The organism is Streptomyces sp. NPDC005374 (genome assembly GCF_042872225.1).
Classification (GTDB): Bacteria; Actinomycetota; Actinomycetes; order Streptomycetales; family Streptomycetaceae; genus Streptomyces.
On record NZ_JBIAKA010000009.1, the window covers coordinates 380,496 to 404,463 of the forward strand.

General features: G+C 69.4%; 23 protein-coding genes and 1 pseudogene. 8 read left to right on the forward strand and 16 right to left on the reverse strand.

The genetic code is table 11. The features are described 5' to 3' along the window. Nucleotides 1–371 precede the first annotated feature (371 nt). The 6 genes from fxlM to ACFYRX_RS25010 form a co-directional block, all read right to left on the reverse strand. Nucleotides 372–1,595 carry a methyltransferase, FxLD system gene (gene fxlM, locus ACFYRX_RS24985; RefSeq protein ID WP_389103609.1) on the reverse strand — a complete coding sequence of 408 codons (1,224 nt, stop codon included), beginning with the start codon at nucleotides 1,593–1,595 and terminating at the stop codon, nucleotides 372–374. Nucleotides 1,596–1,681: 86 nt separating this feature from the next. Continuing rightward, nucleotides 1,682–2,857: a lanthionine synthetase C family protein gene (locus tag ACFYRX_RS24990; protein WP_389103611.1), complete on the reverse strand. Its 1,176-nt coding sequence runs from the start codon at nucleotides 2,855–2,857 to the stop codon at nucleotides 1,682–1,684. Further along, nucleotides 2,857–5,907 (reverse strand): lantibiotic dehydratase, encoded by a 3,051-nt coding sequence (locus ACFYRX_RS24995; protein ID WP_389103614.1) that lies wholly within the window; start codon nucleotides 5,905–5,907, stop codon nucleotides 2,857–2,859. The genes ACFYRX_RS24990 and ACFYRX_RS24995 overlap by 1 nt, the downstream gene beginning before the upstream one ends. A gap of 79 nt (nucleotides 5,908–5,986) precedes the next feature. Continuing rightward, on the reverse strand, nucleotides 5,987–6,217 hold the full coding sequence (locus tag ACFYRX_RS25000; protein WP_389103616.1) for an FxLD family lanthipeptide: 231 nt from the start codon (nucleotides 6,215–6,217) through the stop codon (nucleotides 5,987–5,989). 184 nt (nucleotides 6,218–6,401) lie between these two features. Continuing rightward, entirely contained in the window at nucleotides 6,402–6,578 is a 177-nt protein-coding gene (locus tag ACFYRX_RS25005; RefSeq protein WP_389103619.1) for a hypothetical protein, read from the reverse strand. Next, the gene (locus ACFYRX_RS25010; RefSeq protein WP_389103621.1) at nucleotides 6,578–6,877 is read right to left on the reverse strand and encodes a hypothetical protein; all 300 of its coding nucleotides are present in this window, start codon (nucleotides 6,875–6,877) and stop codon (nucleotides 6,578–6,580) included. Before ACFYRX_RS25010 ends, ACFYRX_RS25005 begins: the two co-directional genes overlap by 1 nt. A 315-nt stretch (nucleotides 6,878–7,192) precedes the next feature. Between ACFYRX_RS25010 and ACFYRX_RS25015 the strand changes: the two genes are divergently transcribed. Beyond that, the gene (locus tag ACFYRX_RS25015) at nucleotides 7,193–7,753 is read left to right on the forward strand and encodes an ATP-binding protein (protein ID WP_389103624.1); all 561 of its coding nucleotides are present in this window, start codon (nucleotides 7,193–7,195) and stop codon (nucleotides 7,751–7,753) included. Here ACFYRX_RS25015 and ACFYRX_RS25020 read toward each other — a convergent pair. After that, on the reverse strand, nucleotides 7,634–8,338 hold the full coding sequence (locus tag ACFYRX_RS25020; RefSeq protein ID WP_389103627.1) for a 2'-5' RNA ligase family protein: 705 nt from the start codon (nucleotides 8,336–8,338) through the stop codon (nucleotides 7,634–7,636). The two genes, ACFYRX_RS25015 and ACFYRX_RS25020, sit on opposite strands and share 120 nt — an antisense overlap. 55 nt (nucleotides 8,339–8,393) lie before the next feature. Continuing rightward, a complete protein-coding gene (locus tag ACFYRX_RS25025; protein WP_389103629.1) occupies nucleotides 8,394–9,734 on the reverse strand; it encodes a hypothetical protein in 1,341 nt (446 codons plus the stop codon). Nucleotides 9,735–9,955: 221 nt separating this feature from the next. Here ACFYRX_RS25025 and ACFYRX_RS25030 point away from each other — a divergent pair, with 221 nt between their 5' ends. The 3 genes and pseudogenes from ACFYRX_RS25030 to ACFYRX_RS25040 form a co-directional block, all read left to right on the forward strand. Further along, entirely contained in the window at nucleotides 9,956–10,831 is an 876-nt protein-coding gene (locus ACFYRX_RS25030; protein ID WP_389103632.1) for a helix-turn-helix domain-containing protein, read from the forward strand. 116 nt (nucleotides 10,832–10,947) lie between these two features. Further along, a complete protein-coding gene (locus ACFYRX_RS25035) occupies nucleotides 10,948–11,091 on the forward strand; it encodes a DUF397 domain-containing protein (protein ID WP_389103710.1) in 144 nt (47 codons plus the stop codon). Between the two features lie 308 nt (nucleotides 11,092–11,399). Then, nucleotides 11,400–11,720, forward strand: a pseudogene (locus ACFYRX_RS25040) (TetR/AcrR family transcriptional regulator C-terminal ligand-binding domain-containing protein); the annotation flags it as partial. 72 nt (nucleotides 11,721–11,792) lie between these two features. On the opposite strand, the gene ACFYRX_RS25045 reads toward ACFYRX_RS25040, so the two are convergent. Continuing rightward, the gene (locus ACFYRX_RS25045) at nucleotides 11,793–12,401 is read right to left on the reverse strand and encodes a TetR/AcrR family transcriptional regulator (RefSeq protein WP_389103635.1); all 609 of its coding nucleotides are present in this window, start codon (nucleotides 12,399–12,401) and stop codon (nucleotides 11,793–11,795) included. 509 nt (nucleotides 12,402–12,910) lie between these two features. Here ACFYRX_RS25045 and ACFYRX_RS25050 point away from each other — a divergent pair. Next, the gene (locus ACFYRX_RS25050; protein WP_389103638.1) at nucleotides 12,911–13,762 is read left to right on the forward strand and encodes an alpha/beta fold hydrolase; all 852 of its coding nucleotides are present in this window, start codon (nucleotides 12,911–12,913) and stop codon (nucleotides 13,760–13,762) included. A gap of 109 nt (nucleotides 13,763–13,871) precedes the next feature. On the opposite strand, the gene ACFYRX_RS25055 is transcribed toward ACFYRX_RS25050, so the two are convergent. Both ACFYRX_RS25055 and ACFYRX_RS25060 read right to left on the reverse strand, forming a co-directional pair. Further along, on the reverse strand, nucleotides 13,872–14,342 hold the full coding sequence (locus ACFYRX_RS25055) for a glycoside hydrolase family 3 C-terminal domain-containing protein (protein ID WP_389103640.1): 471 nt from the start codon (nucleotides 14,340–14,342) through the stop codon (nucleotides 13,872–13,874). Between the two features lie 172 nt (nucleotides 14,343–14,514). Beyond that, nucleotides 14,515–14,655 carry a hypothetical protein gene (locus tag ACFYRX_RS25060; protein ID WP_389103642.1) on the reverse strand — a complete coding sequence of 47 codons (141 nt, stop codon included), beginning with the start codon at nucleotides 14,653–14,655 and terminating at the stop codon, nucleotides 14,515–14,517. Between the two features lie 419 nt (nucleotides 14,656–15,074). Between ACFYRX_RS25060 and ACFYRX_RS25065 the strand changes: the two genes are divergently transcribed. Next, nucleotides 15,075–15,947 carry an alpha/beta fold hydrolase gene (locus ACFYRX_RS25065; RefSeq protein WP_389103645.1) on the forward strand — a complete coding sequence of 291 codons (873 nt, stop codon included), beginning with the start codon at nucleotides 15,075–15,077 and terminating at the stop codon, nucleotides 15,945–15,947. 386 nt (nucleotides 15,948–16,333) lie between these two features. Here the strand turns inward: ACFYRX_RS25065 and ACFYRX_RS25070 are convergent, their stop codons facing one another. After that, nucleotides 16,334–16,927, reverse strand: a complete 594-nt coding sequence (locus tag ACFYRX_RS25070; RefSeq protein WP_389103647.1) for a TetR/AcrR family transcriptional regulator — start codon at nucleotides 16,925–16,927, stop codon at nucleotides 16,334–16,336. Nucleotides 16,928–17,124: 197 nt separating this feature from the next. Here ACFYRX_RS25070 and ACFYRX_RS25075 point away from each other — a divergent pair, with 197 nt between their 5' ends. Beyond that, entirely contained in the window at nucleotides 17,125–18,690 is a 1,566-nt protein-coding gene (locus tag ACFYRX_RS25075) for a long-chain fatty acid--CoA ligase (RefSeq protein WP_389103650.1), read from the forward strand. A 280-nt stretch (nucleotides 18,691–18,970) separates the two neighbouring features. Here the strand turns inward: ACFYRX_RS25075 and ACFYRX_RS25080 are convergent, their stop codons facing one another. Then, entirely contained in the window at nucleotides 18,971–20,038 is a 1,068-nt protein-coding gene (locus tag ACFYRX_RS25080) for an alkene reductase (protein ID WP_389103653.1), read from the reverse strand. Nucleotides 20,039–20,231: 193 nt separating this feature from the next. Next, nucleotides 20,232–21,071, reverse strand: coding sequence for an alpha/beta fold hydrolase (locus tag ACFYRX_RS25085; protein WP_389103656.1), 840 nt, complete (start codon nucleotides 21,069–21,071; stop codon nucleotides 20,232–20,234). A 131-nt stretch (nucleotides 21,072–21,202) separates the two neighbouring features. On the opposite strand from ACFYRX_RS25085, the gene ACFYRX_RS25090 reads away from it, so the two are divergent. Beyond that, nucleotides 21,203–21,817 carry a TetR/AcrR family transcriptional regulator gene (locus ACFYRX_RS25090; protein ID WP_389103659.1) on the forward strand — a complete coding sequence of 205 codons (615 nt, stop codon included), beginning with the start codon at nucleotides 21,203–21,205 and terminating at the stop codon, nucleotides 21,815–21,817. A gap of 410 nt (nucleotides 21,818–22,227) precedes the next feature. Here the strand turns inward: ACFYRX_RS25090 and ACFYRX_RS25095 are convergent, their stop codons facing one another. Together ACFYRX_RS25095 and ACFYRX_RS25100 are read right to left on the reverse strand one after the other, a co-directional pair. Beyond that, nucleotides 22,228–23,058, reverse strand: a complete 831-nt coding sequence (locus tag ACFYRX_RS25095; protein WP_389103662.1) for an enoyl-CoA hydratase/isomerase family protein — start codon at nucleotides 23,056–23,058, stop codon at nucleotides 22,228–22,230. Nucleotides 23,059–23,421: 363 nt separating this feature from the next. After that, a complete protein-coding gene (locus tag ACFYRX_RS25100; protein WP_389103665.1) occupies nucleotides 23,422–23,925 on the reverse strand; it encodes an SDR family NAD(P)-dependent oxidoreductase in 504 nt (167 codons plus the stop codon). Nucleotides 23,926–23,968: the final 43 nt, after the last annotated feature.

Below are 23,968 nucleotides of genomic sequence, written 5' to 3' on the forward strand. Positions count from 1 at the left end.
TGAAGGTGAGCAGTTGGCTCCACCGCTCCTGGCTAGGACGGAGTGGCATACCCACCTGGAGGACACAATCCTGATCTCGCCGACCCAGTGCGCACACAGGCCGGGATGGTGCGACCACATGACCGAGGACGACGTACAGCCGCCGCGCTGGGGGTGGATCCCGAATCCTCCGGGCGGGCTCTGGGAGCGGTTGAGCAGCTCTTCTCCGGCGACCGCCACCGCAGGCAATCCGAGGTGGCGGGCTGTGCGACGGTGCACCCCTTGTGAGGCGAACCTCGCGCAGGGCTGACCACCGCGCTGCGTCAACGCTCTGTTCTCGCTTCGGTGGGCGCGGCCTCACCCGTCAATGTCCGCGCCCACTTCCGTCAGGATCAGTAGGCGATGACGAGCCGCACGGAGGGCCGGTCGATCAAGGCTCCGTCGGCGAGGTCGCTGTCCGGTGTGTCCGCGGGGTAGGCCGTGACCACGGGTTCGGCGGTCCGGGCCGGACTCCAGGCGCGGATCTGCGCGCAGATTCGCTCGGCGAGATCGGCGCCGGCCGGGCCGTAGCCGACGGCTCCCAGCCGGAACCGGGGCTCTGCCGCCGGGGCTTTGGCGGTCCGCTCCAGGGTGAGGTAAGCGATGGAGTCGCCCTCGACGAGGGCGGGGCTCAGGGCTGGCGAGGCGGGGCGGTGGAGACCGGCCTCCATCGCTTCGGGCTTCGCGGTGATGCGGCAGGTCGCTCGCTCCGTGGCGCTCAACCGCAGCCAAACACCGTCGAACGACTCGACGGGCCCGACCGTCACATCGGTCCAAGCGACCGACTTCGGTTGGGTGAGCGCGTCGCGCAGGAGGTTCAAGGCGATGGACTGGTCCTCGTCCCAGTAGAGCCGGACGAGCCGGTCGTCGTCGATGTAGTCGTTCCGCTCTCCGTCCTGGCCGATCACCGGGAGGAAGCCGCACATCTTGACGGAGTCGGACAGCATCCGCCCTTCCTCGCGTTGGAAGGCCACGGCCCTGGAGAGTCCGCGCCATCGCAGCGGGACCACGAGGCGTCCGTCGACGGCGAGCTGGTCCCACCAGGCAGCGGGGAGGTCCCACATACCGACCGTGGCGATCATTCGGTCGTAGGGGCTGAACTCCGGGGCGCCGAGTGCGCCATCCCTCGTGACCACGCGAACGTCTTCGTATCCGTTCGCGGCGAGCATCCGGCGGGTGTAAGCGGTCACGTCGGAGTCGATGTCGCATGTGGTGACCTGTCCGGACTTCCCGGTGAGGTGCTTGAGGAGGGCGGCGTTGTAGCCGGTGCCAGCCCCGATCTCGAAGACGTTCTCGCCTTCGCGGACCGCGAGCTGGACCAGCATGAAGTGCACGACATCGGGCTGGGAGGCGCAGCTCAGCGGGAGTGCGTCCTCGTCGGGGTTCTCCTTGATCGTCACGCTCTTGTTGGCGTACGCCTCCGCGAGGGGCGCGTCGGGGAGGAAGGCATGGCGGGGTACGGTCCGCATGGCGGTTTCGACGCGTGCGTCGCGGAGGCCGGAGATGTCCTCCTTCACGATGGCGTCGACCAGGCGGTTGCGCAGATCCTCGGGGGAGGCGCCAGTGGTGGTGTTCATCGCGTCCTTCCGGAAGGTGCCCGGCCGTGCGTACGGCAGGGGCAGATCGTACTTATTCGTTCTGGTGCCGGGTGCGGGGCGCGGCTTCATCCCGTCAGGAGCAGACAGCGGTCCCAGGGGGCGGTGGCCGCCGTGTTGACAGGGTCGGTGAGGCGAACCAGGCGGATGCCTGCCGTGCCGTCCATCAGGCCGGCGCCGTCCGGCAGTCCGCAGTGGTCCAAGTGCTCGTTGAGCCGGGCGTTCAGGCGGGGTAGATGCGACCTGAGTTCGTCGTCGACGGCGTCGGCGGCGGCACGGGAGACGGTGCGTATGAGCCCCGCCCAGCCGTGGCAGAGGGATGCGTCGGTGAGCTGGGCGAGCTGCTGGTCGTCGGCCACGCATCCGGCCAGGGCCTGCTCGGCTTGGTGTTGCCGGTCACGGTCGCCGAGGGCGAGGCCGGCGAGTTGCTGGGCGCGGGCGATGCCGGGGGTGCCGTAGCACCAGGACGGGCGTCTCGGTACTGAGCGCTGGCGCTCGCCGCCTCGGTGTTCGGCGCGGGTGATCAGGTCCGGCCACCAGGCGCGCGAGCCGGTGTCGCTGCGCCACTGGTCGAGCCAGTCACAGATCCGGGTGATGGCTTTCGTCCGTCCGGGCACTGTGTGGCCGTGGCGCAGTGCCGTGGCCAGCAGCGCCAGTGGTCCGGCTACGCCGTGGGCGAGGCCGAAGTTGCCGTGTCCGCCGGGCCATCGCGGCGACGGCCGTAGATCGGGGCTGTCGCTGGTCCACCAGCCGGGCAGATGTTGCGCTTCGATGATGACCGGTTCCGTCAGCCGCACCAGGTAGGCGAGGACGTCCTGCAGTTCCGTCTTGTGGCCGCGGTGCAGGTGGTAGACGCCCAGCCCGGTCAGTCCGCTGATGAGGTCGTACTCGCCCAGAGTGGGCAACGCACCGCGCTCAATGCGGGCGTGTGCCCGCTTGAGCCGTTGGCGTGTGACGTCGGCGAGGTGTGTGTCCAGGGTCGCCAGGGCGCGTGTGGCGGTGTTCGTGCGCGTGAAGCTGAGCACGTACGCGACGGCCGGGGCGCCCTCGTACAGACCGCATGCCTCGGGAGCGGCCTGGATCGGGCCCTTGACCATGGCGGCGGCCCACGGCCGGAGCGCGTCGCTGTCGTCTTCGCCGGTGTGGGCCATGACGGCATGCAGCAGGGCGACTCCTGCCGCGCCGGAGTACAGCGACTGCCCCCAGCCGGGCCCGGTGGGTGTGGGCGCCAAGTCGTAGTTCATCAGCGCTTCTCCCCCGGCCAGGCGGCCCGTGCGACGGCGGACTGACGGGCAAGGCGGCGGCAGATCCCCTCGTCCTCCCGGTCCACGCCGCGCAGGCGGTTGTGATGCATGTGCAGCAAGGATTCCAGGACGGAGCCGAGGTCCATGTTCTCGGCGAGGCACTCGCGATACAGCGCCAGAGCCGCGGCGCGGCGGTGCCAAGCCTGGGCGAGCGCTTCACCCCAGCTTCGGGCCTGGGGCGTGGGCCGGCGAACGAATTCGATGGCCTGATCGCTGACGCCTCGCTCGACGCGACCCGGAGGCGCGGGGTGGTTCGCCAGCCACTGCATGCCCTCGTCAGGGCCGAGCAAGCCGCAGGCGATGTCCACCATGCCGACCGCGGCCAGCGCGCGTCCGTCGACGCCGTCGGCTCCCAGGCTCTGCAGAGCGGCGAGGGCATAAGCCGAGTCGGCCGTGAACACCGCCTCGGCACTGCGCAAGGCAGCGCCGGGGCCGTAGCGGCCGGTCTCCGGGGTGTACGTGTCGAACACGAGCCTGCTGCTGAGCCCTTCGCGGCGCAGGCCGGCGGCCCATCCGGCGACGAGCTCGGTGCAGGCTGCGTACTGCCCGGGACTGCGCGTGCGGATGCGCAGGCGCAGGTGGTCGAGGTCGTTCGGGGTGCGGTAGCGGACGAACCACCACTCGGGTGTGCCTGGGAGTTGGGGCACGAGTTGCGCGAGGTGGGTGCCGATGAGTTCCTCGAACTGTTCGGGGTGGCTGTAGATCTTGGCGTTCAGCCAGGGTGCCTGCACCGCCCCCGGTACGGGTCCGAGGGTGCCGTTGGTGAGCACGGGGAGGAAGCCGGAAAGCGGGTCGGGTATCGGCGGGCTGGTGCTGGTCATCGGCAGGGCGATCTCGTGGACGTGGCCGCCGATCCAGCCGTAGCTCTCCTCGGTCGGCGCTTCTGTGAGCACGGCATGGGCTTCCCGGTCCAGATGAGCACGGAGGACGGTGGCGTGGGCGGGCACGTCGAGTTGGAGCCGCCGTGTCCGGTTGTCCTCCCGCAGCTCGACGGCACCATGGCAGTGCCACCGCTTCCGCCACCGGCCCAGGGCGTCGGCCCACTCCCGCATGTCCGCACCGCGGCTTGGAAGGTCGTCAGCCGTCAGGTTCCAGCGACTGGGCGAGAGGACCACGCGCCCGTAGCGGACGCGCGGCAGGAACGGCAGCCGTGCGCCGTGCGGCCCCCAGTCGAAGCCGGTCCAGGCAGGGCCGAAGGAGCGGGTCAGGTGCGCCAGGAACCTGGCCAGGGGCGGGGGTTGCTTGTCCAGGGCCATGGCGTGAAAGACCTGCGGGTCCACGAGGCGACGGCGGGAGATGCTGGCCAGGTACAGGCGGGTGTAGGTGGCCGTGACGGCGAGGTCGTCCACGTCGATGAGCGTCGGCGAGGTGTCGTCGGGGTTGCGGTGCTCGCCCAACGGGATCACGTGTGGGAGATAAGCGGGGATGCGGGCAACGTTCTCTGTGTGCGGGTACAGGGGCGGGAAGGAGAGCTGCGCGGTCAGCGCGTTCTCGACGCCCGTGGGAATTTGGCGGTAGATCTCGTCGAGCCCCGTGCCGGTGGCGACCGGAGTGAACCGGGACGTGAGTGTTCCCGCGGCTCGGGCCGGTGTCACCGTGAGCGTGAAGTCCCCGTCCTCCAGGGCGAACAAGCTGTCGGCGTGCAGGCGCGCGCACATCTCCACGTGGGGTGGTGCCTCCTGCCCGGTCGGCGCATCGCCGGCCAGGCGGTCGATCAGGTCGTCGGTGAGGACGATCTCCCTGCTGCCGTCGGCCAGCGCCTGCCAGGCCAGGGCCAGCAGCCGCTCGTCCCGCTCGGAGACTGTCGGGGGCGGAGCGGTCATACGGCTGCCGGGGTACTCGGCTGGGTAGCCGAGCCCGGACGCCGGGTCGACGACCTCCTTCACCGGCACGAGCGTGCCGGTGCCGTACCGCTCCCAGAACGCGACCTGATACTCCTTCCACACACCCTGGCCCGCCGGTCGGCGCGTGAGCCGCAGTAGGGCGTCGGCAGCCCTCTCCATCTCCTGCGCGACGCTCTCGGGGATCCGTACCTCGGCGTCCAGTCTCAGGTCGACGGCCAAGGGGCTTCGACCCGCTTCGGAGAGTCGACGCAGTCGACCCGTGAGTTCCTCCCGAGCCGGCCCTTGCGCACTCGCCGGGCGCCGGTTGTGCTCGTGTACGGCGCGCTGCACCGCTTCCAGCTCGTGCAGAACCTGCGCGGCTTCCGGCACCGTGCCCGCGTCCGCGCCGTGCAGCCGCTCGATCAGGTGGGACAGCGGATCGGTGTCGGTCATCGGCGCGCGCAAACTGGTGATCAGGAACTTCTCGCGCACCAGCGCGCCGAGCAGTGTGCGAATGTTCTGCGGCTCGGCTCGGGGGAAGGAGGCGGCCAACTGCTCGGCAAGGGCGGTGAAGTGGACCGGCCGGCGTGCCAGGTCCTCCATCACGCGTACCGCGCTGGTGCGCCGGACGGTGGCGCCCATCGGTCCGCCGTGTGGGACGTGCAGGCGTCCGCCGCGGCGCGCCGCCAGGTTGTTCAGGACGACTTCCAGGCGCTCCAGCAGGGCTGGGCACGCCTCAAGGCGGACGATGACGTCGTCCAGCCACTCGGTGTCCACGCGGGCCACGGCCCGGTGGGCGTCCCCCCACCTCACGTGCGGTGTCGAGCCCACGCCGGCCGCGGTGACTCCTGCGAAGAGGCCGAACGGGGTCGGTCGGCCGGTGGCGCGCAACAAGTAGCGGACGGTGGCCATGGCGGCGCGCCGGACCTGCTTGGAGCGTGTCGGCTGCCCGGCGCAGATCGCGTCAACTCGTGTCGCGAGATCACAGCTCGCATGTCGGACGGCGCCAGCGAACCGCGCGTCGGACCACACCTGCTTCAGCCACCTGCCGCACGCATCCGTGTCGGACGGATCAGGCCACCATCCCGGCAGATCCGTCAGCGGCACCGCAGCGGCCCGGAGCAGCGCCGCGCCTGTGTGCTGGTAGAGCTTCCCGTCGCTTCCCATCTCAATGCCTCCGCCATCAGTGCTGTGAACGACCGGGGTCGGGAGCGGCTGCGCCCCCGACCCCGTGCACGAGCCGTCGTCAGACGGCGCTCGCGCAGGACGAGGCGCAGGACGGCGCGCACCCGTCACCGGTGCCGCACGCCTTGGGGAGCAGGTCGGCGCCGATCTCCGTGACGATGGTCAGGTCGATGTCGAACGGGTCGGCGGGCACCTCGGGGGCGGCCGTCGTGACGGGCGCCTCGGTGGTGGCCGTCGTGACGGGCGCCTCGGTGGTGGCCGCCATGATCGGGCTGAGCGTGGCTGCGGTCATCGCACTTCCTCTTCTCTTGGAAGGATCCGAACGGTTCGTCGTGCTGCCCGGCCGACGTATGCACTGCCGCAGGGCCGGGTTTCTGCATTCGCACCTTGGGTGCGGCCCCTCTCCGGTTGGCCGGATTCCGTGGGGGAATGGATTCGGAGCATCCGGAGAGGGGGGTCGAGGACACGGGCCGGGGCTACCGGAACTGGCCCGCGTAGAGCGTGGTCAACGTTGTGCCGGTCACCAGGGCGGGCAGGAACAGCACCTGGAAGGTGCCGAAGCCGAACCGGCCGACGTACGTCGCCGGATGCCGCAGCACCCATCCGACCTGGTCGAGCAGCTGCCGGAGAACCCCCTGGCGCACGGTGGTCATCAGGCCGCCGACCGTCGTGAGGCCGTGGAGCCGACGGCATCGACGACCGCCCACGGCGTCGTGATCAGCGCCCCGGTCCGGGTCTGCCAGGCAGCGAGGTTCGTCCTGTCCTCCTCCACATGGCCGAGCATCACGAGCAAGGGTGTGACGATCCCGGCGGCCCTCCCCTGCTCGACCGCGGCCAATGCGTTGTGCCAGCCCTCACACAGAACCCGGCTCTCGAACGGTGCCGCCCGGTCCACGTACGTCTCGACCGCCTCCCAGCCGGCATCGTCGACGTACCGCTGTGCGCTGGCCACGCTGTGGTCGGCTGCCTCACCGAGCGACGCGGGCAGGCAGGCGTACAGCACCAGGCGCGAGCCCGGGGCACCTCGTGTGGCGCGGTCTGCCTCGCACTGCCGCTCATTCCGCGTTACCTCCAGCCAGGTGAGCCGAGACGCCAAGGACCGGCGCCTCGACGAAAGCCTCGCCGGGGGCAGTCGGCGGCGGTACGCCGTCAGCACGCCGTTCGTCCGCCGTCCGCGGCGCGCGAAGAGGCGGAGGCGCGGCGTACCGCTGCGGCTCAGCCGTGGCGAGGCTGAACGGTCCAGTGCCAAGTGGAAACGAGAGCGGCGATGGACGCGGTGGACGAAGAGCGCCTCTGCAGGCGGATACCAGTACGGCGTCATTGGGTGAAGCTGGCCGATTGCACCGAGCCTTCGAGCCTCGCGCGCAGACACGTACGAGAGTTCCTCGAGGGACGTGCCGTGCCGGAGCGGGTCGACGACGCCGTTCTGGTCGCCTCGGAGCTCGTGGGCAACGCGCTCCGGCACACAGCCGGCGGACCGGACTGCATGTGTGTGGAGGTCTACCGGGACGTGGCGGTACTGCGGGTCCACGACGCGGGACGGGATGTCTCCAGGGTCCGGGCACGCTCAGCGGAAGAGTCGCTGGATGAGCTGACGGGCAGTGGTCTCGGACTGCTGCTCGTCGGGGAGTTGGCCTCCGAGTGGTCGGTCCGGCCGACCGCGATCGGCAAGGAAGTGGTCGTGGTTCTCGCCCTGGACGCTGGTGGGCTATCCGAGCGGCACGTTCTTCAGTACATCCCAGCGGTACGTCCGCCCGTCACGGCGGAGCTCCACCAACTGGGCGGCGGGAACGAAGAGTTCGACGGCCGGGAGGGCGCGGAGGCTTGAGACCGCCTCCACGACGGGGGCGGCGGGGCGCCGACGGTTGTTGTACGCGAGGCTCAGGTGGGGCCGGAAAGCGGAGGTCGGCTTCTTCGGGGCCAGGCCGATGCTGCTGCCCGCCTTGGCCAGCGCATGGTGCAGCCGGAGCAGGGGTTCCCAGGGGCCGAGAGACAGGCGGACGGCGCCTCGGGAGCCGGCCAGCGGTATGGCGCGTATGGAGAACGCGGAGGGCATCAGCGCCTCGGCGTCCCGCTCCAGGCTGTCCAACTGGCCGGGGGTGACGACGCCGGGCGTTCCGACTCGGGCGAGGGTGATGTGCAATCCGTCCCTCGGCACCGGGTCGAGACCGAGGGGCGCCAACTCCTCCTGGCAGTGCCCGGCGAGAGTCGCGAGCCGCTGATCGTCCGGGAAGGTCAGCATCCAGTAGTACGCGCGGCTGCCGTCCGACCAGCCGGGGCGTGCCCAGTGGTCGGTCATCTCGTCGACTGCGCTGAACGCTGCCCAGTCGTGGGCCGCAGTGACCGCCGGGTCGTCCGTGTCGGCGGGGGGCTCGGCGGGGAACGCGGCGGGATCGGCGCTGAGCAGAGGCACCCGACGTACTCCTTCGGCTTCACACTGCCCCGGAGTACGACGACACCCAGGGCGCTTACGACGCGGATGACGCCATGGCCAGGGCCGCTGGCTGCGAGCTCCAGGTCCGGAACTCCTCGCCATAATCGCGTACCGCCGCGTGATCACGCCACGGCCCGGCCTGCTCATGCAGGTCGCGGGAGCGTTGGTAGACGGAGCTGATCGGTTGCTCTCCGCACAACCGCAGGGCCTCACGGCCCAGCACCATCGCCTGTTCGATGTCGGGCGTGCGCTGTTGCAGCAGCGCGGTGGCGACGTCGAGGCGTACGAGCGAACGGCTCCAGGAGGAGGCCGAATGCTCCACCAGATCGTCGATGTGCTCGGCGTCGCGCAGTACCTGGGCCGTATTGCGCAGCGCCACGTGTGACGTGACGGCGTTGGCCAGCGTCCGGGCCCGTCCGTACGGCTCGAAGGAGATGCACGAGGTCAGCCGGACGGGTACCTCGTGGAGGTCGGAGAGGCGGAGTGCCTGTCCGATGGCCTGCTCGACGGCACGCCGGTCGTCGGTCTTACCGAGGGCCCGGGCCCGGCCGTTGGCGAGCAGGCGGATGGACTGGGCGTGGCGTGGAGCGCGTTCGATAGCTGCGGCGGCGCAGGCGTCCGCCTCGTCGTATCGGCCGGCGTAGTAGAGGCTGAAGGAGAGGGTGCCGCACGCCCAGAGGTCGGTGTCCAGGTCGCCGATCTCTCGGCTGAGATCCCGGGCTTCGGTGCAGTACGCCTCCGAGAGCGCGAAGTCTCCCGTGTTCACCGCCATGTAGCCGAGCAGGCCGGAGGCACGGGCGGCGAGGCGGAAGAGCTCGCGGCGTGTGCGTGGTGGCTGGCGGCCGTCGAGGAGGGTGTGGGCGAGCTGCCGCGCCTGGCGGGCTTGGGGGCGGAGGACGTACGGGCCGTCCTGTTCGTACCGGCTGGCGATGCCCTCCAGGGAGGAGTCGAGGAAGGCGAGCGTCGCGTCGTCGGCGTTGCTGGCCGTGAGCTGCCGGGTCCGGGCGACGATATCCAGTGGGTTCTCGTCGTCCTCGCGCGACGGAGGGGCATTCGTCGCCTGCTGGCGCGTGCTCGGCTCCTCGTCGCGGTCGTGCGCGGAATCGTCTTCGTACGCCGTGGAGAACAGCTCGGATACGGGTCTGCCCAGCATGTGCTCCAGAACTCGGCGGGCGTCAGGACGGGGCAGAGTCAGCAACTCCCCGCCGTACCAGCGGTCGAACTGGCGTGGAGAGACCTGGAGGGAAGCCAGGCGGGAGTCTCGGTCGAGTTCCGCCAGCCGGGCGGCGGCCCGCTCGTACTGGGCGGCGAAAGCCTCGTGCGTCGTCAGGTGCCGTTGCTGGAGCAGCTGCCGGAGCAGCGTTGTCCGTGGCATGGGCCACCCTCCTGGTGCGGCGTGCAGGACCGACGCGAAGGCGCGTGCCGGTAGCGAGGTCGTGGCCTGCTCGCTCATCGGTCGGCTGCGGCGCATGCCCGTACGAACGCGCGCCGTGACTCCTGACAGCATGCCGATGCAACCACCAACTAGGCAATATGTCTGGTGAAGTTGACCCGTATGGGTTGTAGAGGTGTCGCCGATACGGAGAGACTTCCGGCATGGCCTTGAAGAGAAGCCTGGTCCCGCAGTCGGTGTACCGGCGACAGCTCGCGGCACGGCTGAAGGAACTGCGTGACGCGACCGGGCTCACCCTCACTGAGGTCGCGGGTCAGCTGGAGGTCAATCAGGGGTCGCTGAGCCGGATCGAGAACGGCGAACGCGGTACGACACCGGTCCTCGTCCGGGCACTGCTGGACCTGTACGGCGTCAAAGACGAGGATCGGCGCGCCGACGTGCTCGACCTCGTGCGAGCTGACAAGGAGCAGCAAAAGCCCTGGTGGCGGAAGTACTCGACGGTACTCACCCCGACGCGCTACGACGGCTACCTCGCGCTGGAGGCCGGCGCGACGCACCTCGCCAGCTACCAGCCGATGCTCGTGCCGGGACTGCTCCAGACCGAGGGCTATGCCCGCGCCGTGATCTCCCAGATGAGGAAGGACCTGTCCCAGCCGCAGGTCGAGTCCCTGGTCAAGGTCCGCATGGAACGGCAGAACAGCCGCTTGGGCGGTGAGGTCCCAGCCCGGCTCTGGGCGATCCTCGACGAAGCCGTGCTGCGCAGGACAGTCGGCTCCGTCGACGTGATGCGCGACCAGATGCAGAAACTGGTGGAGGCGAGCGAGCAGCCGAACGTCACTGTGCAGCTACTGCCGTTCTCGCTGGGAGCGCATCCCGGGCTGTACGGTCCGTTCGTCATCCTGACCTTTCCGGACCCCACGCCAGATCTGGTGTGGTTGGAGAACCCCAAGAACTCCGTGTATCTCGAGTCCCTGGATGACGTGGACAACTACACGGAAATCTTCGACCAGTTGAGGGCCAGCGCCCTCGGTCCGTCGGAGACTCGCACCCACATCGCACGGATCAGCAAGGAGCTCTAAGAGTGAGCACGCCCCGCATTGCCGCCCCACACGGCGTCACGGCAGCCCGGCACGACGTCGACCTCGCACACGCGCGTTGGCGGAAGAGCTCGTACAGCGGGGGTGCGAACGACTGCGTGGAAGTTGCGGAACTGGGTGAGTGCGCCGCAGTGCGCGACTCCAAGGACATCAGCCGTGGGCCATTGCTGTTCCCGAAGCCGGCGATGCGCGCGCTGGTTGGCGGAGTCACCAGCGGGGCCATGGGTGAGCATCGAGGCTGAGCAGAGAGTTGGGGCGTGAGAAGAGGGCAGAGGCGATCGCCCAGCTCGCGGAGCGCGCCGAGGTGACCGACGCGGCCGGCCACTCGGCCGCACCCTCTCCACAACTCTCGCCCGCCGCACCGCCGTTACGACCCGCATCGTCGCCCTGATCGCTCTCGGTGGCGGCACCACCGCACGCTCAGCTGGACCGGCAGGAGGAAGACCGCCCCGGACACGAAGAAGAGAGCAGACATGCCCCACCCTGGTGCGCAACTGCGGCGTCCCCCGGGGGCCTCCGGCCCGCCACGTGATCGCCCCGCGAGGCACTCGTTGCGACGATGACCCGCGCCCTTTGGAGCCAGAACCCTTCCCGCGTCGACCTGCACACGGCCCTGCATGACACGGCTCGCCAGGAGCCGGAACTGTGCGGTCTCGTCCGGCAGCGATATGTCGACCCCCTGCACCAGGCCATCGAGGGCGCGCTGGCACACGCGGTGGAGCGCGACGATCTGCCCCCGCGCCAGGCCGGTCACTCGATGGTGGTCTCCGCCGCCGTCGCTCTGCTGCTCCACTGGCTTGTCCGCGACCGGCGGGTCAGCGGCGACGACATCGCGGCGATCGTCGACGGCGTCCTCATGCCCTTGTTCTGACGGCCATTCGTGCAGCGTCACCGGCAGGCGGAGGGCGCGGCGCGCGCTCCGCAGTGTCCGTGTGTACGCCGGTCAGTGTGCCGTCCTGGTGTCCCCTTCGTGCTCGACGCCCAGGAGGGCGAGGGCGTTGTGGATGCCCTGTTCGAGGACCTGGTCGGCGAGCTGGGGGTCGGCGAGGGCGCGTGAGAGCTGGAGTGTGCCGGCCATCATGGCGTACGAGCTCAGTGCCATGGGGCGGACCGAGAGCGGGTCGTGGGGCGCCAGGCGTGCGGCGAGGCCGTCGGCGACCGTGAGTACGCCCTCGGTGTATGCCTGCTTGGTCGGGTGGGTGCAGCGCCCTATCTCGTCGAGCAGGGCGGCGGAGGGGCAGCCGACGTCACGGCTGTCGCGGTGCCAGGGGGACAGGTACCAGCGCACGATCTGTTCGAGGCCGGCGCGGCCCGGTTGTGCGTGCGCGACGATGCTCGCGTTCTGGGCCTGCATCTGGTCGGCGATCGTGGTGGCCACCAGGTCGTCCTTGGACGTGAAGTGGGTGTAGAAGGCGCCGTTCGTCAGCCCGGCGTCCTTCATGAGCGCCGTGATGCCCGAGCCGTCGATGCCGTCCTCCTTGAACCGACGGCCCGCCGTCTCGATGATCCTCTGCCTGGTCGCCTGCTTGTGCTCTCTCCTGTATCGCACCACACACTCCTCTACGTGCCGGGAGGGCCGCTCACCCTCCATCAGCTCTTCCAATGTATTGTATTGTGAACGTAATTCAATAGCCCCGGATTCCCGCACCCGCACGGCCGGGGCCCGGTTACCGCCCCCTCCACCTCCGCCGCGCTGGACCACCTCCGCCGCCGGCCCGCTTGCGGCCCCACGGCCGGCCGCGGACTCCGCCCCCCACCGGAACCCCCTTGCGTGCCCGGGTTGCACCTGCTTAGTATTATGGCCATAATTTAATTGGCTCGCGGCTCGGTGTGGTGGATTCCGAGGTGGTCGGAGCGAGCCGGAAGCCGCCTGGGTCACCCCAGTGGGCGAGCAGGTGATCGAGCGATCCGAGCGGCTCGTCGGCCTGATCCACAACTCAGGCTCGCCTCATCGCGTGCCGGTCAAGGGCAGCGCCTCCACAGGCCCAGCACGTCTCCCCGTGTGCTGCGTGAGCAGACCCGCCAGAACTGACGGGCACCCGCCGACAAGAGAAGGACGATATGAGTACGTATCTGGCAGACAAGGCCGAGAACCTCACCGTGGAGGGGCCCTCCGCGACCTTCACCTACCGGCGCATGGGTCCGCAGGGCGGTGTCCCGCTGGTCCTGCTGCAGCGTTTCCGCGCGACCATCGACTGGTGGGACCCGGAGTTCCTGGACTACCTGGCCGCCGACCACGACGTGATCGTGTTCGACAACGTCGGCGTCGGCTACACCACTGGCGAGCCGCGCGACTCCCTCGACGGATTCGCCGAGGGCGCCGCCGAGTTCATCGAGGCCCTCGGCCTCACGCAGGCCGACGTGCTCGGCTGGTCACTGGGCGGCTTCGTGGCCCAGCGCCTGGCCGCGCGTCGCCCGGAACTGGTGCGCAAGATCATTGTGGCGGGCAGCGGCCCGACCGGCTGGGTGCCCGGTGCGCCGGAGGCGAGTGAGAAGGTCCTGGGCATCATGGCCAAGCCCGACGCCGACCTGGAGGACACGCTGTTCCTGTTCTACCCGGAGACGGACGCGGCCCGCGCCTCAGGTCACGAGCACTTCGCCCACGTCGCGCCCCGGCTCGCCGCCGGTGGCCCCGCGGTCTCCGAGACGGCGGCCCAGGGCATGCTCGCCGCGATCGGCCAGCTCCTGGCAGCCCCCTTCGACGAGGTCAAGGCCGAACTGGAGTCCATCAAGCACCCCGTCCTGTACGCCAACGGCCTGCACGACGTGATGGTCCCCGCCCACGCGTCCTACGTCGCCGTCCAGCACCTGGCCGACGCGACCCTCCTCCTCTACGGCGATGCCGGCCACGCCTTCCTCTTCCAGCACGCCAAGGCATTCACCAAGCAGGTGACCGACTTCCTCGCCGCCTGAAGACGCCGACCGCGCCGCCGCTCCCGAACCCCGGGCGGCGGCCGGTCAACCATCGTGCAAGCGCCGCCTCTCGGCTGTGAGGCGGCGCTTTTACGACTGCCGGCCGTCATCACCATCGAGGCTGGGCATTCGGTGCGTGCCGGTGACATGACGGGAGCCTGGATGGTCGGTTCCGAGTAGTGCACCGTCGTGTAGTGAGCCTCGCCGAAGCGGCCGTGATGCCCCCGGACTTGGCCGCAGTAGACCGGCGGCTGTCCGGCATGGCGGGAATGCTGAGCGGCAGCCGCCCGCTCGGCTCGATGCGCCCGAGCAGGAGCTCGGCGATTGCCCGACCGCCCCGCATCCCCGGGGTGAAGGCTTGGACGATGGCGTCCGCGCCGTGTTCCGAGGCGGGCAGCGTCGAGGGCCTGCCCTGGAGCAGGACGACGACGAGGGGCCGGTCGAGCTTCTGGAGGGCGTCGAGGAGCGCGATCTGACTCACCATGAGCTCCAGCGTCGCCGTGGAGCGGCCTTCCCCGGTCGGACCGACGGTGTCGCCGACGACCGCGACGATGTGGTCCGCCTGGGACGCGACCGCCACCGCCTCAGCCAGTTCGGCCTCGCCGACCTTGGCAGGCAGGATCGACCGGATCGGGGATCAGCCGGCCGATCTGCGCACCACGACGGTGTTGCGCAGGAGCACGAGTGAACACCACGACAGTTCGAGGACGGGGCGGACGTCGATGACGACGGAGGGCGCCGTAAGCGCCCCGTCAGGTCCACTGCGGGTGCAGGTGGGCGATGCGCTGTACCGGCGGCGCGGGATCGAGGTTGAGGCGGGCCTTGTCGTAGGTCGATGGTGTGGACGCGGTCCTCGTCCTGAAAGCCGGGGCGCAGCAAGGCGTCGTCCTCATGCCGGCATCGATGTCCTGACCGCTGTGGAGATCGTCGGCTGTCACCGGTCCGGGGTTCGGACGTCCACGACTTGTCGGTCACGACCAGCAACTCGTGGCCGTCGGCGTAGCTGAGCCGCCCCTGCCCTGGTGGTGTGCTGTGCTGTGCGCCGCGACTCTCAGCGGAACCCGTGATTCCACAGCTGCGCATCTCGTTCGCCTCGACCACTTGCGCCCTGATGAAAGTACGGTCATACTTCAATAGTCGACGGGTTGTTCAGGGACCTGATCCAAGGGGTTTCCCACTTCCTGGGCCTCCTCTGGCCGCCGACTCCGGACTGCAGTCGCAGCCGGGAGACCGGGAACCGCTCTGCGCCCACCTGCGAGGAAGCAGAAATTGGCGCACAGTGGCGGTAACCCACACATCGAAGGGCACGACCGTGAACGCACGCGAAACACGAAACGACGGCGACGTGGTGACGTCGTACAAGAACGCGCAGACCCGCACCATCACCGCCGACGGAGTGACCTTCGCCTACCGCGACCTCGGCCCCCGCACCGGCATGCCGGTCATCTTCATCACCCACCTCGCCGCGGTCCTGGACAACTGGGACCCCCGGGTCGTCGACGGCATCGCCGCCAAGCACCGGGTGATCACGTTCGACCTCAGGGGCGTGGGCGCGTCCAGCGGCGTGACGCCGAAGACGATCGAGGAGATGGCCAGGGACTCCGTCACCTTCATCCGGGCGCTGGGGTTCGAGCAGGTTGACGTCCTCAGCTTCTCGATGGGCGGCATGATCGCCCAGGTGATCGCACAGACCGATCCGCAGCTCATCCGCAGGCTGATCCTCGCGGGCACCGGTCCGGCCGGAGGCGAGGGCATCAAGAACAACACCCGGGTCACCCACTTCGACACCGTCCGGGCACTGCTCACCTTCCAGGACGTGAAGCAGTTCCTCTTCTTCACCCGCACCCCGAACGGGATCCGGGCCGGCAAGGAGTTCCTGGCCCGCCTGAAGGAGCGCACCCAGGACCGGGACAAGGCGATCGCCCTCAAGTCCTACTTCTCCCAGCTCAAGGCCATCCACCGCTGGGGGCTGGCAAAGCCGCAGGATCTCTCCCGCATCCAGCAGCCCGTGCTCGTCGCCAACGGCGACAACGACAGGATGGTTCCGACGCCGAACTCGCATGACATGGCCCGGCGGCTGCCCAATGCCGAGCTGGTGATCTACCCCGACGGCGGCCACGGCGGCATCTTCCAGTACCACGAGCAGTTCGTGCCGACGGCGCTCGAGTTCTTCGGCCGGCCGTAGGGGCGCGGTGTGATCGGTGCTCGGGCCGAGGATGGTGACTTAGAGCCGTGACGCCCGCCGGGCGTCACGGCTCTCGTCACCTGTTCGACGTAACCGGCCTGCTCATTTCCTGGCTGTACGGCGCCGAGGCGGATGTCGCGCGGACGGCGATGCGGAGCACGGTGTGGTCGACGCCCCGTCCGGGCGCCAGGACCAGGTCCGGGACCTGAGCTGCCGCCCTGGCGTGTCGAATGTGCGGAGCACCATCCCGCCATCCGCGGTACGAGTGCAGGAACGCCGCGTCGGTGTCGCATCCGAGATCGCAGGTGCCCCCGGGAGACCAGCCGCTCACGCTGACGGCGGAAACGCGGGTGCACGGCACCAGCATCCTGGCCCTTGCCGGGTGGTCACCCAGCCGGTATCGACCGGCACCGCGCCAAGGCGAGGACGTTCTCGACTCCCTGCTCGAGGACCTCGTCGGAGAACTTCCGGTCGGAAAGCGCCCGGGACAGCTGCAATGTCCCCACCGCCATGGCATAGAGCCCGATGGCCTGACCGCGGGCGGACTGCGGATCCTCCGGATTCAGGCGGGCGGCGAGCTCGTCCACGATGGCTTTGGCACCGTCGGTGTAGGCGCCCTTGGTCGCCTCCCCGCAGCGGCCGATCTCGTCGAGCAGGGCCGCGGACGGGCAGCCGCCGCCGGGGTTGTCCCGGTGCTCGGGCGACAGATACCAGCGAAGGAAATCCTCGAGTCCCTCGCGGCCGGGCCGCAGCGTGCCGTACTGCTCCACCTGCGCGCGCAGCTGGTCGGCGACGACGTAGGCGACGAGGTCGTCCTTGGACTCGAAGTGGGCGTAGAAGGCTCCGTTGGTGAGTCCGGCGTCGGACATCAGCGTGGAGATGCCGGATCCGTCGATGCCGTCTTGCTTGAACCGGTGGCCCGCGGTCTCGATGATCCGCTGCCGCGTCACCTGCTTGTGTTCCTTGGTGTAGCGCGCCACAGGGTTCCTCCCTCAACTTTGCCGGACCATTGCCTCGTATCCCATCCTAATCTATGGTCTGACGTGCGTAATATTACGGTCAACAGGTGATTTTGCGGCCGATCTGCCCCCAACGGACGGCAGTCCATGGGCTCGCCTGGCGACCTTGGCCCTTGCCCGGCGCGACCGCCCCCACCCGCAGAATCAGGAGAGCAACGATGCTCAATCCGAGCCGCAACGTGTCAGGACTGCTGACGGACACCGCGTCCCGACACCCCGAGCGCACCGCGATCGTCTTCGGTGACGACCGCATCACGTACGCCGCCCTCGACGCCGCTGCCAACCGTGTCGCGAACCTGCTCGTTACGCGCGGGATCCAGCCGGGCGACAAGGTCGCTCTGTCCTGCCCCAACCTCCCGCACTTCTCCGCCGTCTACTTCGGCATCCTCAAGGCCGGGGCCGCTGTCGTGCCGCTGAACGTGCTGCTGAGGGCTCGGGAGGTCACCTATCACCTCGCCGACTCCGACGCGAAGGCGTACTTCGCGTTCGAGGGCACGCCGGAGCTGCAGATCGGGCAGGCGGCGTGGGAGGGGTTCGGGGCGGCCGAGGGCTGCACCGAGTTCTTCCTGATCGAGAGCGGCGGCGCGGCATGGGCCGGGGGCGGTGCACCGGAGTCGTACCAGGCGGCCGTCGCCGAACAGCCCGTGACGTTCCGTACGGTCGAGCGCGACGAGGACGACACCGCGGTGATCCTCTACACCTCCGGCACCACCGGCCACCCCAAGGGTGCGGAGCTGCGGCACCGCAACGTGTACGACAACGCGCTCATCGGCCGCGACCTGTTCGCCGCCGATCCCGGGCGCCCCGACACCTACCTGTGTGTGCTGCCGCTGTTCCACGCCTTCGGCCAGACCGTCATCCAGAACGGAGCCTTCGCGTTCGGCGGCACGATCGTGATGCAGCCGAGGTTCGAGGCGCAGGCGGCCCTGCGCCTCATGCTCGCCCACGACGTGACGTTCTTCGCCGGGGTCCCGACGATGTACTGGGGCCTACTCGCGGCACTCGACGACACGGTCGACGTCGCCCGCCTGGCGGCGAACCTCCGCGTGGCCGCGGCCGGCGGCGCGGCGCTGCCCGCCGAGATCCACAAGCAGTTCAAGGACCGCTTCGGCGTGACCATCCTCGAGGGCTACGGCCTGTCCGAGACCTCGCCGATCGCGTCCTTCTCCCGGTTCGGCGAGGAACCCCGCGTCGGCTCGATCGGGGTGCCCATCCCGGGCGTGGAGATGAAACTCATCCGCGACGACTGGTCGGACGCCGAGGGCGGCCCCGACGAGATCGGGGAGATCGCGATCAAGGGCCACAACATCATGAAGGGCTACTACAAGCGGCCCGAGGCGACAGCCGAGGCGATCAAGGAGGGTTGGTTCCGTTCCGGCGACCTCGCACGCAGGGACGAGGACGGCTTCTACTACATCGTCGACCGGTCCAAGGACATGATCATCCGGGGTGGCTTCAACGTCTACCCGCGCGAGATCGAGGAAGTGCTCATGGAGCACCCCGCGGTGTCGCTGGTCGCCGTGATCGGCGTACCGCACGACTCCCACGGCGAGGAGATCAAAGCTGTGGTGGTGAAGGAGGCTGGGAGCGGCACGACCGAGGGCGAGCTCGTGGCCTGGGCGAAGGAACGGCTCGCCGCCTACAAGTACCCGCGCATCGTCCAGTTCGTCGACGAACTGCCCCTGACCCCGACCGGCAAAATCCTCAAGCGCCGGCTCTCCTGAGCAGGTCGGCTGTCTCGGCCCAGGCGGCAGAGCCAGGCGACAAGATCAGGCAGCCGTCCCTGAGGTGGGTCCGGATGCGATGGCATCGCGCACGGACCCACCTCAGAGAGATCACCCGTTACCCGGTAGCGCGTACGCGGCTGGGTGGATCTGTGACGGCAGAGAAGCCTGGGCACCTTCACCCGCCGCTTCACGAGGAATGTTCACCACTGCCTGGCTGTGGCGTGCGTACGCCGAAGCGCCCGAGGAAGGTGACTGCCTCGGGCGCCGGGCGTTGTGGTCAGGCGGTGTGGGTGGGGTAGTCGGTGTAGCCGGCCGCGCCGCCGCCGTAGAAGGTGGCGGGGTCGGGGGTGTTCAGGGGTGCGCCGGCTCGTACGCGCTCCACCAGGTCGGGGTTGGCGAGGGCCATCGAGCCCACGGTGACGACGTCGGCGACGCCGTTGTCGATGTCCTTGGCGCGGGTGGCGATGTCGGTGCCGGCGCGGTTGAGGAGCAGCGTGTTCGGCCACAACTCGCGCAGCGTGCCCAGGAGTTCCTCGTCGCCGCCGTGGGCGAGGTGCAGGTAGGCGAGGTCGAGGGGGGCGAGGGCGCGCACGAGGTGCGGGTAGAGCTCGTGCGGGTCGTGCTCCGCGAGGTCGCCGAGCTGGAAGGGGTTGCCGGGGGAGAGCCGGATGCCGGTGCGGTCGGCTCCGATCTCGTCGGCCACGGCGGTGGCGACCTCCACCGCGAAGCGGATGCGGTTGTCGAGGGAGCCGCCGTACTGGTCGGTGCGCTGGTTGGTGCTGGGGAAGAGGAACTGGTGGATGAGGTAGCCGTTGGCGCCGTGGATCTCGACGCCGTCGGCGCCGGCCGCGATGGCGGCCGCGGCGGCCCGCCGGAAGTCGTCGACCGTCGCGGCGACCTCGTCGGTGGTCAGGGCGCGCGGCTCCGGCATCTCCTGCATCCCGGAGCCGGTGAATATCTGGCCTGCCGGCCTGATCGCGGAGGGGGCCACCGGCTGCCGGTGGTGGGGGGTGTTGTCGGGGTGGGCGATGCGCCCGACGTGCATGAGCTGGATGACGATGCGTCCGTCGGCCCTGTGGACGGCGTCGGTGACCTTGCGCCAGCCGGCGATGTGCTCGACCGTGTAGATGCCCGGGGTCACCGGGTAGCCCTGGCCGTCGGCGGAGGGCTGGGTGCCCTCGGTGATGATGAGGGCGTGCGAGGCGCGCTGGGCGTAGTACTCGGCGTTCAGCTCGGTCGGCACGCCGTCCGGGGTGGACCTGCTCCGCGTCAGCGGGGACATCGCCAGACGGTGCGGCAGGGAGATCTTTCCGGCGACGGTCGGGGTCCACAGGCTGTCGAGCATGCGTGATTCCTCAGGTTGTTGGGGGCTGAGATCCGGCAGACCTGCGTTCCGGGCTGTGAGTCCGACGAGGCATCCGCCATGAGCATGGGTAAATTATATTACGTACATAATACTTTGCCGGGTGGCAGACGGCGCAGGAATGGCCGAGACGGCCGTCGATCGAGGACGGGCCGTTCGCCTTGCGCGCGGCTGCTTACTCGTCGAGGAACTGCAGGGCGTGCTTCAGGAACCGCTCGGGGTACTGGAAGTGCGCTCCGTGCCCGGCGTCGGGATAGATCAGCAGCTGGGCGTTGGGGATGTTCTGGGCGAGGTGCCAGGAGTTGATCGAGGCGATCATCACGTCGTTCACGCCGTTGAGGACCAGCGTCGGCTGGGTGATCGCGTTCAGGTAGGCGTAGGGATTCTCGCCGGGAAGGGGTTCGGCGTAGGCGGCAACCGCTTCGAGCTGCGCCTGTGCGACTGCGAGCGAGCTCGGCGGATCCTGGTCCGCCCGCTGGTGGCGTCGCTCCCAGAAGGCCCGGCCCGCTTCGACCGCGGCTTGCGAGCGGCCGAAGAACAGGAAGAGGAAGTCCTCCACCGTGGGGACCGGATTCGTCGCCACCTCGGGCACCTTGGGGTCCATCGTCGGGTCCCCGCCCCGCAGACCGGTGCCGACCAGGAGGAGCTTGCGCACCAGTTCGGGGTGGCGCAGCGTGACTTCCTCCGCCTGCCAGCCGCCGATCGAGAAGCCGAGCAGATCGACCTGCTCCAGCCCCAGCGCCCGGATGACCGCGGCGATGTCGTCGGCCATGTCCTCCATCCGGTTGCGCGGCGTGCCGGATGAGGAGGCGATGCCACGCCCGTTGAACAGGATCACCTCACGGCCTTCAGCCAGGCCGTCGGTGAGCAGGGGGTCCCAGTTGTCCATTCCGCCGCGGAGGTGCTGGACGAGGAAGATCGGGACGCCGGAGGGCTTGCCCCAGCGTCGGTAGGCGAATCGGTCGCCGTCGACCTCGACGTACTGGGTCGGTGCGGTCACATGCGTGTCGCTCATGGCCTGGGCCTTTCTGGTGGGGATGAGAAATACGATGACGGCCGTAATCTAAAAAGTCAAGCCTTTTGATGTCGATCGGCATCTATGTATGCTTGACCGTCGAGTGTCGACCGTGGAAGGGGTGGCTGGACATGCGCGTGACCAAGGCACAGGCGGAGCGGAACCGTGCGCACATCGTCGCGACGGCGGCCAGGCTGTTCCGCGAGCGCGGCTACGACGGCGTCGGCGTGGCGGAACTGATGGCAGCCGCCGGGTTCACCCATGGCGGGTTCTACAAGCACTTCCGCTCCAAGGCCGACCTGATGGCCGAAGCGTCCGCGAGCGGGCTCTCGCAGATCGCGGCACGGGCAGAAGGTCTGGGCCCCGCCGAATTCGTCGAGAGCTACGTCTCCCGGGAGCATCGCGACGGGCTCGGCGACGGCTGCACCATCGCGGCCCTGAGCGGTGATGCCGCACGTCAACCGGCAGACCTCAAGGGAGAATTCGCGGCCGGGATCGAGCAGTTGCTGACGGTCCTTCAGACCTCGAGCGACACACCGGGTGATGCGGACCAGGACCAGCGCGTGGACCGCACCACGCTGATCGACATGCTCGCCCATTCGGTCGGCGCGGTCATGCTGTCGCGGGCATGCCCGAACGGGTCTCCGCTGGCGGACGAAATCCTCGACGTCTGCCGCAAGGAGATTCTCGCCTCGCTGGCGCACGGCAGCGGCGATCAGCCGACGGCACAGGGCTCAGAAGCCTGACCACAGCCGACCGACGCAGGGCGCGACCACCCGAGGGTCAGCCACTGACGCAAAAGCCTGCGCTTTCAAGCCGCTGGAGCGGCATTACAGCAGAAGCCCTCTCGAAGGAGGGCCTGGCACCGCTGCCGAGAGCTGTTCATGTGTCGGCGACGAAGTCACGGCACATGACGCGAGAACGGTCGACTCGCACGTCACGACCGTGCGCGGTGGGGCATCGTCCGTCGCGTTTTCCGTGTTCGGACCCCGGCGGGTGCGGCGGGGCCCTCCGGCCGGGAGCCGACGGCCGGGCTGCCGTTGAAGCGTGCCCACCCGCCATGGGAACCCTGGTGGGTGGGGGGATGGAACCCCCCCCGGGGGGTGTCGCGGCCCCGACGGGCGCCCTGTGAGGCGCTGCGGTCGGTCGTGAGCGATCAGAGGGCTTCGCTGACCCGACCGATGTACTCGCCCAGCTGGTACTCGACGTCGAGGCCCTTCTCGGCGACCAGTGCGCCGAGCCCGACCGCACGCGCGGCGAACCCCGGCTGAGTCAGGGTGCCCGCGAACTCACCGAAGGAGGCGACCAGGTGGGCGTCCGGCGGCAGTGTCGCCCGGTTGACCTGGGACTTCGCGGTGGCAATTGCCTGCCGGTCGAAGGAGGCGAGACGGGCGACGGTCGCGTCGACGAAGGCGTCGAGTTCCGCGTCGGGCAGGGTCCGGGTGACCCATCCCCAGCGCTCGGCAGTGTCGGCGTCGTAGTCGGCGCTGGTCAGGATCGCCTCCAGGGCGCGGTCGCGGCCGATGGCGCGCGGCAGGCGTTCGCCGCCGCCTCCGCCGGGGACGAGCCCGAGGCCGACCTCGGGCTGGCCGAAGAACGCCTTCTCGCGGCTGGCGTAGCGCAGGTCGCAGGCGAGGGCCAGCTCGTTGCCGGCGCCCCGGGTGCGGCCCCGGATGGCCGCGATGCTGACGAACGGAGCCTTGGTCAGCCGTAGAACCATGTCGGTCCAGAGCGGGTTGTCGTCCTCGTGCTCGGGCGCGGGGAGGTCGGCGGCCGCGGCGGCGTCGAAGTGGTTGATGAAGAAGTCGGGGAGTTCGCTGGCGAAGACGACGACCTGGATGTCCGGGTCGTTCTCCAGCTCCGAGACGATCTTGTGCAGCGTCACGATGGACTCGGGAATCACCAGGTTCACGGGAGGATTCGAGAACGTGATCCTGGCAGTTCGCGGGGTCGTCCGCTCAAGGCGGATCGTGCTGGGCTGGCTCATGGCGTGGTTTCCATTTCGTACGGGGGTGCGCTTGGGCTTGTGTGGCCGTGATCGCGTCTGGCGACCACGGGGCTGTTGCGCCTGGTGGGGGTATGGGTGTCGCCGACTTGTCTGTCGGAGCGGCATCGGCTGCGCCGGGCGTGCATGGGAGCCGTTTCAGCTGATGGCGAGCCATTGATCGGCTCTCATCATTAACCTTACGGTCGTAATACCATAGGCCGGGAAACGCTCGGCAGGCAAGACCCGACACGCGGGGGAACCATCGCCGGTCGTTTAGCGGTCGACCGACGAATCGCAGATGCTGCGCCGTGGCGTTCCCTTGGCCGACACGCCTGGCGGTTGGCCCGTGGGGGCGAGTGCTCCTCAGGGGAGCTGCGGGTAGAGCGCCGAGACGCCCCCGGACAGTGCCGCCTGGGCCTGGCGGGCCGCGTTGTCGGCGAGGATCTCGTAGGCGCCGGCGGCGATGCCGTCCACGGCGATGCGCGCGATGTCGGCCGGGTCAGACTTGGCCGCGTCGACCGCCCGCACCATCTCGGTGTCCATGTAGCCGACGTGCAGGCCGGCCACGCGGATGCCCTGGTCGGCGAGCTGCACGCGCAGGGCGTTGGTGAGCGACCACTCCGCGGACTTGGCGGCGCAGTACGCGCCTATCTCGGGGAAGCTGACCCAGGACAGGCCGGACAGGACGTTCAGGATCGCCCCGCCGCCGTTCGCCGCGATCTGGGGTGCAAAGGCGCGGACCACCGACAGGGTGCCGAGGTAGTGGGTGTCCATCTCCAGGCGAATGTCGTCCAGGTCGGCGGCAAGCAGGTCGGTGAACCGTTCCGGGTTCGGTAGGGACTCGATCATTTGAGAGGATCGAGTCATGGCACGCCCTTCCCCTTACCCTCTTGAGCTGCGCAGACGAGCG

Coding starts and splice junctions, on each gene's coding strand:
- ACFYRX_RS25025 (WP_389103629.1), bottom strand. CDS start 9,734: ATGCCACGGACAACGCTGCTCCGGCAGCTGCTCCAGCAACGGCACCTG.
- ACFYRX_RS25015 (WP_389103624.1), top strand. CDS start 7,193: ATGGACGCGGTGGACGAAGAGCGCCTCTGCAGGCGGATACCAGTACGG.
- ACFYRX_RS25030 (WP_389103632.1), top strand. CDS start 9,956: ATGGCCTTGAAGAGAAGCCTGGTCCCGCAGTCGGTGTACCGGCGACAG.
- ACFYRX_RS24990 (WP_389103611.1), bottom strand. CDS start 2,857: ATGAACTACGACTTGGCGCCCACACCCACCGGGCCCGGCTGGGGGCAG.
- ACFYRX_RS25090 (WP_389103659.1), top strand. CDS start 21,203: ATGCGCGTGACCAAGGCACAGGCGGAGCGGAACCGTGCGCACATCGTC.
- ACFYRX_RS25060 (WP_389103642.1), bottom strand. CDS start 14,655: ATGAGGACGACGCCTTGCTGCGCCCCGGCTTTCAGGACGAGGACCGCG.
- ACFYRX_RS25050 (WP_389103638.1), top strand. CDS start 12,911: ATGAGTACGTATCTGGCAGACAAGGCCGAGAACCTCACCGTGGAGGGG.
- ACFYRX_RS25100 (WP_389103665.1), bottom strand. CDS start 23,925: ATGACTCGATCCTCTCAAATGATCGAGTCCCTACCGAACCCGGAACGG.
- ACFYRX_RS25085 (WP_389103656.1), bottom strand. CDS start 21,071: ATGAGCGACACGCATGTGACCGCACCGACCCAGTACGTCGAGGTCGAC.
- fxlM (WP_389103609.1), bottom strand. CDS start 1,595: ATGAACACCACCACTGGCGCCTCCCCCGAGGATCTGCGCAACCGCCTG.
- ACFYRX_RS24995 (WP_389103614.1), bottom strand. CDS start 5,907: ATGGGAAGCGACGGGAAGCTCTACCAGCACACAGGCGCGGCGCTGCTC.
- ACFYRX_RS25095 (WP_389103662.1), bottom strand. CDS start 23,058: ATGAGCCAGCCCAGCACGATCCGCCTTGAGCGGACGACCCCGCGAACT.
- ACFYRX_RS25080 (WP_389103653.1), bottom strand. CDS start 20,038: ATGCTCGACAGCCTGTGGACCCCGACCGTCGCCGGAAAGATCTCCCTG.
- ACFYRX_RS25075 (WP_389103650.1), top strand. CDS start 17,125: ATGCTCAATCCGAGCCGCAACGTGTCAGGACTGCTGACGGACACCGCG.
- ACFYRX_RS25000 (WP_389103616.1), bottom strand. CDS start 6,217: ATGACCGCAGCCACGCTCAGCCCGATCATGGCGGCCACCACCGAGGCG.
- ACFYRX_RS25005 (WP_389103619.1), bottom strand. CDS start 6,578: ATGACCACCGTGCGCCAGGGGGTTCTCCGGCAGCTGCTCGACCAGGTC.